Raw genomic sequence first — 13,888 nt, 5'->3', positions numbered from 1 at the left:
CCCGAGCTTGACCTGGTCAAGCCCGGTCGCGACGCCCTGCTTCAACAACACCTCAACCCAAACTCAAAGGAACACCATCATGGCCAAAGTACTCGTGCTCTATTATTCCGCCTACGGTCACATCGAGGCGATGGCGAACGCGGTCGCGCAAGGTGCGCGCGAGGCCGGCGCCACCGTCGACATCAAGCGCGTGCCGGAGCTGGTGCCGGAAGCGGTCGCCAAGGCCTCGCACTACAAGCTCGACCAGGCCGCGCCGGTCGCCAAGGTCGAAGACCTCGTGAACTACGACGCGATCGTGGTCGGCACCGGCACCCGTTTCGGCCGGATGTCGTCGCAGATGGCGAACTTCCTCGACCAGGCCGGCGGGCTCTGGGCCAAGGGCGCGCTGCACGGCAAGGTCGGCGGCGCATTCAGCTCGACCGCGACCCAGCATGGCGGACAGGAAACCACGCTGTTCTCGATCATCACCAACCTCTTGCATTTCGGCATGACCATCGTCGGCCTCAACTACGGCTTTGCCGGCCAGATGAAGCTCGACGAAGTCACCGGCGGCGCACCTTACGGCGCGACCACGATCACCGGCGGCGACGGCAGCCGCCAGCCGAGCGAGAATGAACTCGCCGGCGCACGCTACCAGGGCCGCGTGATCGCGGAGACCGCGAACAAGCTGCACGGGTGATACGATAGGGCGGCAATCTCTCAGGCGAATGCCGCCCTATCCGCTCTTGCCTGAATGCACGAAATCGTGACGCACCGCTTTTTAGATGCAAGATGAATTCATGATAGGGCTTCAGCCCGGATCGGAACGCACAAGGGTTCCTTATGAGCAACCATTTGCAAGTACCGTGGCCGGAATTGCCGACCGCCGCGTGGCGTGACACCTGTGCGACGCTGCAGCTCTGGACCCAGATCGTCGGCAAAATTCGTCTGACCAAATCGCCATGGCTCAATCATTCCTGGCACGTGACGCTCTACGTCACGCCGCGCGGATTGACGACATCTCCGGTGCCCGAGGGTACGCGAACGTTCCAGATCGATTTCGATTTCATCGATCATCGCTTGCGGATCTCGGCCAGCGACGGCACGCACCGGCACTTTGCGCTGCCGGGTCATTCCGTCGCAAGCTTCTATGCCGCCACGCTTGCTGCGCTCGGTGAGCTCGGCATCGCGGTCGCGATCGACGAGATGCCGAACGAATTGCCTGATCCGATAAAATTCTCCGAGGACACCACGCACGCCGCCTACGACCCCGACGCCGTCGGGCGCTTGCTGCAAATCCTCGTCAACAGCGATCGCGTCTTCAAACAATTCCGCACCGGCTTTCTCGGCAAGGCGAGTCCGGTGCATTTCTTCTGGGGCAGCTTCGATCTCGCAGTGACTCGTTTCTCCGGCCGGCGAGCGCCGCGTCATCCCGGCGGCGTGCCGCATTTGCCCGACGCGGTCGCGCATGAGGCCTATTCGCACGAGGTCAGCAGCGCCGGCTTCTGGCCGGGCGGCGGCGCGATCGATTATCCTGCGTATTATTCCTATGCCTATCCCGAGCCGCCGGGCTTCCGCGCAACGAAGGTGCGACCGGACGCCGCCTTCTTCAGCGAAGCTCTCGGCGAATTCATCCTGCCTTATGATGCCGTGCGCGGCGCTGACAATCCCGACAAGGCATTGCTCGATTTCCTGCAAAGCACATATGAGGTCGCGGCAATATCAGCAAAGTGGGATCGCGCCGCGCTGGAGTGCGATCCCGGCCGGCCGGGCGTGGTGCGTCAGCTTTGAATCTGCTTTGCAGAACGGGCAGCGCGTGCCCACCATCCCCGTCCATATCTGATGGGAAGGTGGGCACGGCGCGCCCATTGCCCCCTGCGATTCCCCAAGCTAGTGCCGCAGCTCCGGCTTCACGATGGTCTGGCGCACCTCGGTGCCGCAGTCGGCGCATTCATAGGTGAAATCGATCTTCGCCATGCTCCAATGCGGCTCGACGTCGCGCACATACATCTGCAGTCCGACACAGCTCGGACAGATGACGAACGCCGGTTCGATGTCGTCGTGATGATGGACGTAGGCTGGCATGTCGGCTCTCCCCAAGACTACATACGCAAGAAAGCATTGCCCTGACCCGCAGCGCAGCATACGCCTGAGGCGCGCAGGCGATCATGAACTCTCGCGAACACAGCGCGAACGTCCCCACAATCCCCGCATGTGTGACAGATTTGCATCGCCGCGGAACTCGAGCCGCCGCGCGGATCAATTCTTTTCGTCTGACAGCGGCTTACCGAATATGCGGCGCAGCCTTGCATCGAGTTGCGGATAGTCCCGCAGCGAATGGGCCTGGCGCACCTGGCTGAAGCTCCGCCGCCTGTTCCGGCGCTATTTGACCACCAACCCGCGCGCACTCTATCTACTGTTGGACAGGAGCCGGCCGACCGATAGCGCAGGAAAATGTAACCCATGACCACCCGTCCAGCCATTCTCGTGACCGGCGGTGCCGGCTATATCGGCTCGCATTGTTGCCGGGCGCTTGAGGCGGCGGGCTACCTGCCCGTCACCTATGACAATCTTTCGACCGGCCACCGCAGCTTCGCGGCGGGCGCGCTTGTTGTCGGAGACATCGCCGACAAGGCGACGCTGGCGCGGACCTTTGCCGAGCACAGCATCGTGGCCGTCATGCATTTCGCCGCATCCAGCCTGGTCGGCGAATCCGTTGCCGATCCGCAGAAATATTACGTCAACAACTTTGCCGGCACGCTGGCGCTGCTGGCGGCGATGCGCGAAGCCGGCTGCAACCGCCTGGTGTTTTCATCGAGCGGCGCGGTCTATGGCAATGCCGACAGCAAGGCGCTGCCGGAAACCTACCCCTGCGCGCCGATCAATCCCTACGGCGCCTCGAAATGGATGATCGAACGCGTCCTGGCCGATTACCGTTCGGCCTACGGCTTCGGCTCGTTCGCGTTGCGCTATTTCAATGCCGCGGGCGCCGACCCGGCCGGCGGCATCGGCGAGATGCGCGATATCGAGACGCACCTGATCCCGCGCGCCATGATGGCGCTGCAGGGCCATGTGGCTGACTTCGCCGTGTTCGGCGACGATTACGACACACCCGATGGCACGGCGATCCGCGACTATGTCCACGTCACCGACCTCGCGACGGCACATGTGCTGGCGCTGAAGTTGCTGCTGGAAGGAAACACCGGCGGCGCCTTCAATCTCGGTAGCGGCAATGGCTTCTCGGTGCGCGAAATCCTCGCGGCGATCGCGGCCGAGACCGGGCGGGAAGTCCCGCATGTCGTCAAGCCGCGCCGCGCCGGCGATCCGACCTACCTGGTCGCCGATCCCTCCGCCGCGCGGAAGACGTTGGACTTCCAGCCCGCGCATTCGGATCTGGCGACCATCATCCGCACCGCCTGGGCATGGCACAAAAAGGCTCATCCGCTGAAGAACTGAGGGCCTGGTCGCGGCCAGGCCGTGCGCGCCGTCCCAACTCGTCATGCCCGGGACAAGCCGGGAAGCCCGGCCATGACGATGCGGGGGACTCGCGCGCAAAGCCTACAGCGGCTTGATCTGCACCTTGCGGAACTTGATGACGCCGGAGCCGTACTGCAGGGCGAACGGGCCGCCGGCGTGTTTTGAATCCTGGACGTCGACGGTCTTCTGGCCGTTGAACACGACGACGAGGTGCGGCCCCTTGGCCGTGATCTCGTAGGTATTCCATTTGCCGCCCGCCTTCGGCATCGGGTCGACCTTGGCGACATCGACGATCGCGCCGGTGCCGTAGGTCGGATCGGGGCGCTTGTCGAAGATGTTGACCTCGTAACAGATCTTGGCGTCGATCTTGGCCGCCTGGTCGCAGCGGATGAAGATCCCGCTGTTGGCGTCATCGTCGGCCCAGAACTCGACCTTCATCTCGAAATCCTTGTAGGATTCCTTGCTGACGAGATAGGAGGGATCCTTGCCTTCCGTGATCTTGTCCGCCACGAGAGCGCCGTCCTTGACGGCCCAATTGGCTTTGCCGACCTCGGCCCAGTCGAGCATCTTGGTACCGTCGACAAGCGTCACCCATCCACCGCTCTGGCCCGATGCACCGCTGGAAAACTGAACGACGGCTGCGCCCATCAACAGGCCGGCCGCAAGTATCGACAATCGCTTCATGAACGTATCCCTCCCATGGCTGCTTTTGGTTGGGCGGCAACCTAGCATCACAACGCACGGCGTAAATCCGTTTTTCATGCTGCACTTGCGTTGTGAGCGCCGCGCGTGCCGCAGCCGCCGGTCTCGCATGCGCGCGCGTCGCTTGCCCGGCGAGAACAGGAGCGGCTAGCATGGATGAACGCGAAGACGAGAGCTTCAGACTCGCGCGTCGCTGGGGAGGAATCCATGAAACTGGCAAGCACGGCTTTCGCGACACTGCTGACGTTGTCAGCAGCAACAGGCATGGCCGCTGCGGCGGAGCTCAATCCGGCCGCGGTCGCCTACAAACTGCCGGACCAGATTCCCTGGGGGCCGGTCAACGCAGCCGGCGCGCAGAGCGCCGCTGTGGTCGGAGACCCTGCAAAACCAGGCTTCTACATGGTCTATATCAAGTGGACCAAGGGCAACCATTTCAGCCGCCCGCACTTCCATCCCAACGACCGCTTCATCGTCGTGCTGCAGGGAACGTGGTGGGTCGGCACCGGACCGAAGTTCGATCCGGCCAACACGACGCCGATGCCGGCCGGCAGCTTCGTCACGCATTTCGCCAAGCAGGTGCACTGGGACGGCGCCAAGGACGAAGACACCATCCTGCTGATCACGGGCGAAGGCCCCGCGACCTCGACGGCGGCGGAAGAGAAATAACCCCGGCGCAACAAGTTTATTCCCATCATCGTGTAACGGTCTTCTCATGCTGTTTCAGTGCAAGGCCTGCGGGCCCGCGACCGACCATGGCAGCGCGCCGGGACGTTCGAGCAAGGCATTAAAATCCAAACCCTGGCGCACCATCGACATCCATTGCCACTGCATGGTGCCCGAGGCGAATGCGATGGTGCTGAAGGCAACCGGAATTGTTGGCGGCGGCGTGACGCCGAACGCCAACGCGCATGTCAACGATCTCACCAGGAGCATCCAGCCGCAGCGCGGCAAGATCGACTTTCCGAAGCTTACCGATCTCGACACCCGTCTGGCCGACATGGATCGCGACGGCATCGACGTGCAGGCGATCTCGCCCTATCCCGGCCATTTCGTCTATGCGGCGCCGCCGGAAGTGGCGCGCGACAGCGGTCACATGGTCAATGACCACATCGCCGAGATGGTGGCGAAACACCCGGACCGGCTGATGGGCATGGGCACCGTGCCGCTGCAGAATCCCGGCATGGCGGTGGCCGAACTCGACCGTACCGTCAACGAACTGGGCTTCCGTGGCGTCGAACTCTGCACGAATGTCGGGGGTGTCGACCTGACGCGCGCCGGGCTCGAAAAATTCTTCGCCCGCGTCGAGGAACTCGGCGTGATGATCTTCCTGCATCCGTTCGGCACCAGCCTCGTGGGGCGCATGGAGGACCACTATTTCCCGAACACGGTCGGGCATCCGCTGGATTCCGCGCTGTGCGTCGGGCATTTGGTTTTCGACGGCTATCTCGAGCGCTTCCCCGAATTGAAGATCTGCATCGCCCATGGCGGCGGCTACATCCCCGGCTACTGGGGCCGCTTCGACCACGCCTTCGCGCATCGCGAAGACGCCCGCGTCACCATCAGGAAGAAGCCGTCGGAATATCTGAAGAAGCTCTATTTCGACACGGTCGTGTTCGATGAACGCGAACTGAAGCACTTGATCGAGATCTGGGGAGCCGATCACATCATGCTCGGCACCGACTATCCGTTCGACATGGCGGAACCCGATCCGATCGGGTTTCTCGGGCGGGTCAAGGGCGTCAGCAAGGCTGATATGGCGCTGGTAGCCGGCGGCAATGCCGCGCGACTTCTGGGCCTGACGGAGAAGGCCAAGCCGTGGGCCTAGCAACCAATTCGGCGACAGGGCGTTTCAAGTCCTCAAGCGATAGAGGATGTGAAACATGAATCTTACCTCACGGATCCGCGAGCATATGGACGTCATCTCGTCGGACAAGAAGACCGTCGGCAAGGTCGATCACATGGAAGGAACCGACAAGATCAAGCTGACCAAACAGAGTTCACCCGACGGCCAGCACCACCACTTCATCCCGGTATCATGGGTCGACCATGTCGATCAGCACGTCCACCTGAACAAATCGGGCGCCGACGTGACCTCGCACTGGCAGCATGGCCGCTAGTAATCGGCCCAATCGCATTGCGCCGCGCGCGGATGCGGATATCATCTCGTGTCAGGAGATATGATGCATCCCGCGGCGCGACTGCAATTCGAACGCATGATCGACGAATACACAAGCTGGCGCGCCGTTCCGGAAGCGGAACGAACGCCGGCCCCGGCTTGGTGGTGGGGACCTGCTATCCAGTTGCGAGACGCGGCGCAATCAATGCCAGCGGAATGGTGCGCCAAACTGGGCTTGCCGGATCAGGCAACCTTTGCGAGGGGATCAGAAGCTTTCCTCAGCGCGTTCGCGGGGCAGACCGCGCTGCCCTGGCCGCACGACTTTCCGCGCAAGGCTGACGTTCCGGAAGCGAAGACGGTGCGCGAGTTGCACCCGCAGCCGTCAGACGACAGCGCCTTTCAGCCCTGAGCCGGCTTTCGGCTGCAATGGCGGCGAGTCCATCCTTGATTCCCCTGCCTCGGCACGCAGCAGGTCGGCCATCTGCCGGGCCGGCAACGGTTTGGAAAAGAGGAAGCCCTGCATTTCGTCGCAGGCGTGGTTGCGCAGGAAAGTCTCCTGCTCCACGGTCTCGACGCCCTCCGCGATGACGGTCATGCCGAGCGCCTTGCCCATGCTGATGATCGCCTGCGCAATGGCCTGGTCTTCGGAATCGACGGGCAGGTCGCGAACGAAGGATCGGTCGATCTTGATGGTATCGATCGGGAACTGCTTCATCAGCGACATCGACGAATAGCCGGTGCCGAAATCGTCGATCGCAAGACGAATGCCGCGGCTCTGGATCGCGTCGAGAACCTTGATCGCTCGCGAGACGTTGCGCATCACCATGCTTTCGGTGACTTCGAGTTGCAACAGCACCGCCGACATGCCGCTTGCCAGCAGCGCCTCGTCGATATCGTGCAGCAGGTGCGAATCCGCGAACTGCCGCGGCGACAGGTTGACTGCCACGGTCACCGGCCGCAGGCCGCGGCGCTGCCACGCCATGTTTTGCGCGCAGGCCTCCTTCAGTACCCAGCGGCCGATCGGCACGATCAGGCCGGTTTCCTCGGCCAGCGGAATGAACTGGCCGGGCGATACCGAACCGAGCTCGGGATGGTTCCAGCGCAGCAGCGCCTCGACGCCGGTGATCTGGCGGGTCTCCATGTCGATCTTGGGCTGGAAGTGCAGCGAAAACTGGTCGCGCTCCAGCGCGCGGCGCAGCGCGCTCTCCATCGTCAGCCGCTCGATCGACTGGGTCTTGATTTCCTTCGAGAAGAAGCGGAAGCCGTTCTTGCCGTCTTCCTTGGCGAGATACATCGCCATGTCGGCATTCTTGGTCAGCGTCTGTACATCGGCGCCGTCGGACGGATACATCGCGATGCCGATCGAGGCAGTGGTATGGCATTCGTGACCGCTGAGCAGCAGCGGCTGGCTCAGGACCGAAAGCAGCTCACCGGCAATGCGCTCGACCTCGGGACGCTCCGCCGCCTCCTCCAGAATGACCACGAACTCGTCGCCGCCGAGCCGCGCCACCACATCGCTCGAACGCAAGGCGCGGCGCAGCCGGCCTCCGATCTCCACCAGCAGCATGTCGCCGGCGTCATGCCCCAGCGAGTCGTTGATGACCTTGAAGCGGTCGAGGTCGATGAACAGCAGGGCAAACTGCCGCTGGTAGCGCGCGCCGGCGTCGATCGCGCGGCGCAGCAGGCCGTTGAACGTTTCCCGGTTCGGCAGGCTGGTCAGGCTGTCGTGCGAGGCCAGGTATTCGATCCGCTCGTCGGCCTTGGTCTTTTCGTCAGCGCGATCGAAATTCGCGATCGCGAATGAAACGTTGTCGGCCAGCCGCTGCAGCAATTCGGCAAATTCGGGAGTGAAGGTGTCCCGGTCCAGCGACATGTAGATCATGACGCCGACGGGCTCGTCGCGAACCAGCAGGGGAAAGGCGGCGCCTGACTGGGCGCCATAGCTGCCTGCGACGCCCTGGAAGGCGGCGACGCGCTGGTCGGCGACATAGTCATTGGTGATGCAGGGACGCCGGGTGCGGAACGCCGTCCCGCTAAGCCCCCGGCCCTCGGGGCGGGCTTCATCCGCCGACAACCTGACGTGCCGGGTGGCCTCGCCCGCCGGGCCGGAAGCGGCCACGATCCTGAGCAGATCGCTGGCAGAATCCTTCAGTGCAACGGTGGTCGATGTGAACCTGCCTCCGTGCGCCGCGGCTTCGCACACGAGATCGAACAGTTCGGTGCGGGACTTGGCCCGCATGATCGCTTCGTTGGTCCTGCTCAGCGCGGCGAACATCCGCGTCAGGCGTTCCTTCTGGTTTTCAGTCCTGGCCTTCTCATCGGCACGGTCGAAGTTCTCGATTGCGAACGAAACGTTGTCGGTGAGCCGTTGCAGCAACTCGGCGAATTCCGGCGTGAAGGTATTCTTCTCGGAAGAGATGAAGAACATCACACCGGCCGCCTGGCCTGAAACCAGCAGCGGAAACGCCGCGCCTGACATGGCGCCGTCGCTATGGATGAATTGATGGAACGCCGATCCGCGCGGATCGGCACGCAGATCGTTGCCAATGCAGGCGCTCCGGGAGCGCAAGGCATTGCCGCAAAGGCCACGGCCCTCCGGGCGATTGCCATCGGTCGAGACCTTGACCCGGCGCATATTGTGCGCGGTCGGCCCCGCCACGGCCACCAGGTCCATCGCATCCTTGCCGGGACTTGCCAGTATGATGCTGGTGGAGTTGAACCGGCCGCCCTTCGCCGCAGCCTCGCAGACCAGCTCGAACAATTCCTTCCGCGACGTCGCGCGAACGATCGCTTCGTTGGTCGCGCTGAGCGCCGCCAGCATGCGCGCCAGCCGCTCCTTCTGCGCGTCGGCTTTGGCCTTTTCGCCGGTGCGCTCGAAATTCTCCAGCGCGAACGAGACGTTCTCCCCGATTCGCGCCATCAGCGCGACGATCTCTTCGTCTTCCGCCCACAGCTTGCCGACGAAGAACAGCAAGACGCCAACGCTCTCATCATTCTTGATCAAGGGAACGGCGACGCAAGCGGTGACGCCGGTTTCGCGCGCCGCCTGATTCCAGGGGTGCCCCCTTGTCGAGTTGAGGATATCGTTATTGATCGCCGGCTGCTGGGTCCGGAACGCCCTGCCGCAAACGCCTTTCCCATAGGGGTTGTCCACATCGATCGAGAACGGCGCCCGCATGATCTGTTCGACGATCGCGCCCGTGCCGGCGACCGGTTTCAGCCAGATCGAATCCGGCTGCGCCAGCAGCACCACGGTAGCCGCGGACTTTCCGCTGTACACCGCCGCATCGCAGACGCGCTGGTACAATTCCTGTTCGGTCTTCGCGCGCAGGATGGCCTCGTTGGTGGCGCTGATGGCGCCGAACATCCGGTTCAGGCGCCGCATGGTGCGTTCGCCGTCCTTGCGCGCGGCTTCGTGGTCGAAATTGTCGAGCGCAAAGGAAATGTTCGCCGACACGCGCTCCAGCATCACGACGACCTGCCCGTCGATCGAATGCGCTTCCCGCCGCGAAACCAGGAGGACGCCGACACTCCGGCCGTTGCAGATCAGCGGCAGCGCGGCCGCCGCGCCCACATGGTTGGCCTTGGCGCCGTCGCGCCAGGGCAGCGAGCGCTGGTCGTTCAGGAAATCATTGCTGACGCATACGCGCCGGTCGCGGAAGGCGTTCCCGGCCACGCCGGAACCCTCGGGCCTGCCGGCCAGAACTGAAATATCGATGCTGCGCAGGCGCGGAACGTCGTCGCCGCAGCCGGCGGCAAAGCGCAGGAGATTGGTTTCCGCCTCGAGCAGGAACACGGCGACGGCCAGGAAATCGCCGACCGAGAACGCGGCTTCGCAGACCTTCGCGTACAGCTCTTCAGGCGATTTGGCGTACAGGATCGCTTCGTTGGTTGCATTCAACGCCGCGAGCGTGCGCGCGATATCCGTCTTCACCTTCCCCAAGCTCCCTGCCGGCAGCGCCGGGCTGCCCCCTTGCGGATTTTATGCGTGTGGAGAGCCTAAATGCGCGTTATTGGCGATCTGGCGTCGCTGATCAGAGTAAATGTCAAACCAACGGCGCCTGGCGCCGCTCAGGAGAACTACGGTAGTTTCACGATTTTTCAGCCATACCGCCGGCCGGCGCGAGGTGGATTTTCTTGGAATGGAAATTCCGGCGCCTGGAAGCCACGCCCGCGCATGGCTAACAGGATATTTCCACGCTTGCCCTGCTGTCGCTGCTTTGAGAGCATGGTTGGAGCAAGCAAGATCCGCCCCTCGCGCGGGCATTCCAGGGAGAGGAAATTTCCATGCCGATGGTCCAGGCCGACCGTCTGACGCGAATTGGCGTCGCCCTGCTCAAGGCTGCCGGCGCATCGGAGGAAGAGGCGCGCGCCGTCGCGGTTGGCTGCGTCAACGCCAATCTCGCCGGCCATGACTCGCACGGCGTGATCGCGATCCCGACCTATATCGACCGCGTCAAGGCCGGTCATATCGTGCCGGGGGCGAAATGGACCATCGTGCAGGAATCGCCGACCACGACCGTGATCGACGGCCATTGGGGCTTTGGCTTCCACGTCAACGCCAAGGCTATGGAGCTGACGATCGAGAAGGCAAAGACCGCCAATGTCGCGGCGTGCACGGTGTTCCGGCAAAGCCATGTCGGACGGCTCGCCGCTTATCCGATGATGGCGATGCGCGCCGGGATGATCGGCATCGCCGCCGCCGATTCCGGGCGTTCGCCCAAGCATGTCGCGCCGTTCGGCGGCCGCGAGGCGCGGCTCGGCACCAACCCGATCTCGATCGCGGTGCCGTCCGACCTCGAAGCGCCGTTCTATCTTGATATGGCGACCTCGGCGGTGGCAGCCGGCAAGATCGCGCTGTCGGTCGCGCGCGGCGAGCAGATCCCGCAGGGCTGGATCATCGACGCCGAGGGACGGCATACCACCGATCCCACGCAATATCGCAAGGGCGGCGCGCTGCTGCCGCTCGGCGGCAGCGAGGGCTACAAGGGAAGCGGGCTTGCCGCGATGGTCGAGGTGCTCTGCGGCCTGCTCACCGGCCTGGGCTTCGGCGTCGAGCCGACCGGCCGGCACAATGACGGGACTTTCATGGCGGTGTTCAACGTCGCCGCATTCCGTCCGCTGAAGGATTTCGAGAAGGAAGTCGGCGAGTTCGCCCGCTACCTGAAATCGACGCCGCCATCGGAGGGCTCGCCCGGCGTGTTCTATCCCGGCGAGATCGAGCATATGCGCGAGCAGCAACGCCGGCGCGACGGCATCGAGGTCGAGGACGCGACCTGGGAGAAGCTGAAGGCGCTGGCCACCGATTACAAGCTCGCGGCCGAACTCGACCTGAAATGAAATCCAGGCCCGCGCGTACAAGGAGAACGGCATGACGCGGCAAATGGCGCTGGTGGGATTCCTGCAGGCGCAGAACTGCACCAATCTGCCGAGTTCGTGGCGGCACCCGGAATCGCGCGACGATTCGATGTCGGCCGACTACTACCAGGAGATCGCCCGGATCCTCGAAGCCGGCAAATTCCACATGGCGTTCTTCGACGATCGGCTCGCGATGCCGGACCGCTACGGCAACGACCATGCCCACACCGTCGAATACGGCATCCGCTGCGTGAAGATGGACCCGCTGGTCGTGCTGACCACGATGGGCATGGTCACCGAGAAGCTCGGGCTCGGATCGACCTGCTCCACCACCTACTTCGAGCCGTTCGACGTCGCGCGCCGCTTCGCCACGCTCGACCTGATGTCCGGCGGGCGCGCCGGCTGGAACGTCGTCACCTCGCTCAATGACGGCGAGGCGCAGAACATGGGCAAGGATGCCCATCTCGAACACGACTTCCGCTACGACCGCGCCGACGAGTTCATGGAAGTAGTTCTCGGCCATTGGGACAGCTGGGAAGACGGCTCGCTGATCATGGACAAGAAGAGCGGCCGCTTCGCCGATCCTTCCAAGGTGAAGCGGCTCGATCACAACGGACAGTTCTTCAAGTCGCGCGGACCGTTCACCGTGCCGCGCTCGTCGCAGGGCCATCCCGTCATCATCCAGGCCGGCGCATCCGGCCGCGGCCAGCGCTTTGCCGGGCGATGGGGCGAGGTGATCTTCACCGCCGCGCGCAACGTCGCCGCCGCCAGGGAAGGCTATTCGGCGGTACGCAACGAGGCGGCGAAAGCCGGCCGCGATCCCGACCAGATGCGGCTCTGCAACCTCACCACGCCGGTCTGCGCCGCGACCAGGGCGGAAGCCGAGGACAAGATGGCTGTCATCAACAAGCTGCCGCTGCAGATCGATGCGCTGTCGCTGCTCGCGGAAGCCCTGAACTACGACTTCGCGTCGAAGCCGCTCGACGAGCCGCTGACCACGGAAGAGCTCAAGAGCATGCAGGGCATCCTCGGCATCCGCGACGGCGTGCTGAAGAATTCCGGCAAGAGCAATCCCAGCGCGCTCGACTTCGTCAACTTCTCCGGCCGTGGCCAGGTGCACGACGCGATCGTCGGCGGCCCGAAGGAGATCGCGGACAGGCTGGAAGAGATGTTCGTCGAGCGCGGCTGCGACGGCTTCGTCATCGCGGCCACCATCGTGCCCGGCTCCTACGCCGATTTCGTCAAGCATGTCGTGCCGGAATTGCAGCGCCGTGGCCTGTTCCACAAGGACTATGCCGGCAAGACGTTGCGCGAGAATCTCGGCCTGCAGCGCCCGGCCGCCGGCGCCTGGAAAACCCAACCGCAAGCCGCGGCCGAATAACAAGAGGAAGAACCATGCGTTGGCTCAAATTCACCGCCGCCGGCAAGACATCCTGGGGCATCGTCGAGGGCGAGCGCGTGATCGCCGTCGACGGCGATCCCTTTGGCGAATGGCGGCGCGGGACGCAGGCCCATGCGCTGAAGGACGTCAAGATCGAGCTGCCGTTGATCCCGCGCACCTTCTATTGCGTCGGGCTGAACTATCTCAAGCACCTCAAGGAAGCCGCCGACAAGGCCGGCACGGTGCCGAACGTGCCTGAAAGGCCCGAGATCGGCTATCGCGCGCAGAACGCGCTGATCGCCCATGACGAGAACGTGGTGATCCCGGCAACCGCGACCGAGAAGATTCACTACGAGGGTGAACTCGTCGTCGTCATCGGCAAGACGGCAAAGCACCTCACCGAGGCCAACGCGATGGATTGCGTGTTCGGCTACACCATCGGCAACGACGTCAGCGAACGCACCTGGCAGAAGGCCGACCGCGGCCTGTGGCGCTCCAAGAATGCCGACACCTTCAAGCCGATGGGGCCGTGGATCGAAACCGATGTCGATCTCGACAGGATGGAAACGGTGATCCGCGTCAACGGCAAGGAGACCGGCCGCTTCCGCACCAACGACATGATCTTCGGCATCGTGCCGTTCCTGGTCGAGCTGACCAAATACTTCACGCTGTCGCCGGGCGACGTGATCTGGATGGGCACCGACGGCGCCTCGCCCGATCTCAAGGCGGGCGACGTCGTGGAGATCGACATCACGGGGATCGGGACGTTGCGGAACAAGTTCGTGAAGGAGCAAGTTTAGGGCGCGTCGTAGGTGCCAGTTCCTCATCCTGAGAGGGGGAGAATGTTTCGCTCTCGCCCGGAGAATTTTACATTT

General features: G+C 63.6%; 12 protein-coding genes. 9 read left to right on the top strand and 3 right to left on the bottom strand.

What is annotated here, in order from left to right:
- Positions 1-79 precede the first annotated feature (79 nt).
- Both wrbA and V7E26_RS13850 read left to right on the top strand, forming a co-directional pair.
- Positions 80-679, top strand: a complete 600-nt coding sequence (gene wrbA / locus V7E26_RS13855; RefSeq protein ID WP_324416796.1) for an NAD(P)H:quinone oxidoreductase — start codon at positions 80-82, stop codon at positions 677-679.
- A 143-nt stretch (positions 680-822) separates the two neighbouring features.
- On the top strand, positions 823-1,770 hold the full coding sequence (locus V7E26_RS13850; RefSeq protein WP_324416794.1) for a DUF5996 family protein: 948 nt from the start codon (positions 823-825) through the stop codon (positions 1,768-1,770).
- Positions 1,771-1,869: 99 nt separating this feature from the next.
- On the opposite strand, the gene V7E26_RS13845 is transcribed toward V7E26_RS13850, so the two are convergent.
- A complete protein-coding gene (locus V7E26_RS13845) occupies positions 1,870-2,064 on the bottom strand; it encodes a hypothetical protein (RefSeq protein WP_324416792.1) in 195 nt (64 codons plus the stop codon).
- Between the two features lie 378 nt (positions 2,065-2,442).
- Here V7E26_RS13845 and galE point away from each other — a divergent pair, with 378 nt between their 5' ends.
- The gene (gene galE, locus V7E26_RS13840; RefSeq protein WP_324416790.1) at positions 2,443-3,435 is read left to right on the top strand and encodes a UDP-glucose 4-epimerase GalE; all 993 of its coding nucleotides are present in this window, start codon (positions 2,443-2,445) and stop codon (positions 3,433-3,435) included.
- A 102-nt stretch (positions 3,436-3,537) separates the two neighbouring features.
- Here galE and V7E26_RS13835 read toward each other — a convergent pair whose 3' ends face one another.
- The gene (locus tag V7E26_RS13835; RefSeq protein WP_324416788.1) at positions 3,538-4,140 is read right to left on the bottom strand and encodes a 3-keto-disaccharide hydrolase; all 603 of its coding nucleotides are present in this window, start codon (positions 4,138-4,140) and stop codon (positions 3,538-3,540) included.
- Positions 4,141-4,365: 225 nt separating this feature from the next.
- Here V7E26_RS13835 and V7E26_RS13830 point away from each other — a divergent pair, with 225 nt between their 5' ends.
- From V7E26_RS13830 to V7E26_RS13820, 3 genes are read left to right on the top strand one after another with little or no spacing between them, the layout of a single operon-like run.
- Entirely contained in the window at positions 4,366-4,824 is a 459-nt protein-coding gene (locus tag V7E26_RS13830; protein WP_324416785.1) for a cupin domain-containing protein, read from the top strand.
- A gap of 46 nt (positions 4,825-4,870) precedes the next feature.
- A complete protein-coding gene (locus V7E26_RS13825) occupies positions 4,871-5,983 on the top strand; it encodes an amidohydrolase family protein (RefSeq protein WP_324416783.1) in 1,113 nt (370 codons plus the stop codon).
- A 55-nt stretch (positions 5,984-6,038) separates the two neighbouring features.
- Entirely contained in the window at positions 6,039-6,275 is a 237-nt protein-coding gene (locus tag V7E26_RS13820) for a DUF2171 domain-containing protein (RefSeq protein WP_324416781.1), read from the top strand.
- 381 nt (positions 6,276-6,656) lie between these two features.
- Here the strand turns inward: V7E26_RS13820 and V7E26_RS13815 are convergent, their stop codons facing one another.
- A complete protein-coding gene (locus V7E26_RS13815; protein WP_324416779.1) occupies positions 6,657-10,208 on the bottom strand; it encodes a bifunctional diguanylate cyclase/phosphodiesterase in 3,552 nt (1,183 codons plus the stop codon).
- Positions 10,209-10,561: 353 nt separating this feature from the next.
- Between V7E26_RS13815 and V7E26_RS13810 the strand changes: the two genes are divergently transcribed.
- The 3 genes from V7E26_RS13810 to V7E26_RS13800 are packed head-to-tail and all read left to right on the top strand — an operon-like array spanning position 10,562 to position 13,813.
- Positions 10,562-11,614: an Ldh family oxidoreductase gene (locus V7E26_RS13810; RefSeq protein WP_324416777.1), complete on the top strand. Its 1,053-nt coding sequence runs from the start codon at positions 10,562-10,564 to the stop codon at positions 11,612-11,614.
- A gap of 31 nt (positions 11,615-11,645) precedes the next feature.
- A complete protein-coding gene (locus tag V7E26_RS13805; RefSeq protein ID WP_324416775.1) occupies positions 11,646-13,013 on the top strand; it encodes an LLM class flavin-dependent oxidoreductase in 1,368 nt (455 codons plus the stop codon).
- A gap of 14 nt (positions 13,014-13,027) precedes the next feature.
- The gene (locus V7E26_RS13800; protein WP_324416773.1) at positions 13,028-13,813 is read left to right on the top strand and encodes a fumarylacetoacetate hydrolase family protein; all 786 of its coding nucleotides are present in this window, start codon (positions 13,028-13,030) and stop codon (positions 13,811-13,813) included.
- Positions 13,814-13,888: the final 75 nt, after the last annotated feature.

Source organism: Bradyrhizobium sp. (assembly GCF_036735945.1).
Lineage (GTDB): Bacteria > Pseudomonadota > Alphaproteobacteria > Rhizobiales > Xanthobacteraceae > Bradyrhizobium.
The sequence above is the reverse complement of the archived record's forward strand: the minus strand, read 5'-3'. Positions and strand labels throughout refer to the sequence as shown.

Excerpts from the sequence above, each read along its gene's own strand:
- wrbA (WP_324416796.1), top strand. The coding sequence starts at position 80 with ATGGCCAAAGTACTCGTGCTCTATTATTCCGCCTACGGTCACATCGAG.
- V7E26_RS13850 (WP_324416794.1), top strand. The coding sequence starts at position 823 with ATGAGCAACCATTTGCAAGTACCGTGGCCGGAATTGCCGACCGCCGCG.
- V7E26_RS13845 (WP_324416792.1), bottom strand. The coding sequence starts at position 2,064 with ATGCCAGCCTACGTCCATCATCACGACGACATCGAACCGGCGTTCGTC.
- galE (WP_324416790.1), top strand. The coding sequence starts at position 2,443 with ATGACCACCCGTCCAGCCATTCTCGTGACCGGCGGTGCCGGCTATATC.
- V7E26_RS13835 (WP_324416788.1), bottom strand. The coding sequence starts at position 4,140 with ATGAAGCGATTGTCGATACTTGCGGCCGGCCTGTTGATGGGCGCAGCC.
- V7E26_RS13830 (WP_324416785.1), top strand. The coding sequence starts at position 4,366 with ATGAAACTGGCAAGCACGGCTTTCGCGACACTGCTGACGTTGTCAGCA.
- V7E26_RS13825 (WP_324416783.1), top strand. The coding sequence starts at position 4,871 with ATGCTGTTTCAGTGCAAGGCCTGCGGGCCCGCGACCGACCATGGCAGC.
- V7E26_RS13820 (WP_324416781.1), top strand. The coding sequence starts at position 6,039 with ATGAATCTTACCTCACGGATCCGCGAGCATATGGACGTCATCTCGTCG.
- V7E26_RS13810 (WP_324416777.1), top strand. The coding sequence starts at position 10,562 with ATGCCGATGGTCCAGGCCGACCGTCTGACGCGAATTGGCGTCGCCCTG.
- V7E26_RS13805 (WP_324416775.1), top strand. The coding sequence starts at position 11,646 with ATGACGCGGCAAATGGCGCTGGTGGGATTCCTGCAGGCGCAGAACTGC.
- V7E26_RS13800 (WP_324416773.1), top strand. The coding sequence starts at position 13,028 with ATGCGTTGGCTCAAATTCACCGCCGCCGGCAAGACATCCTGGGGCATC.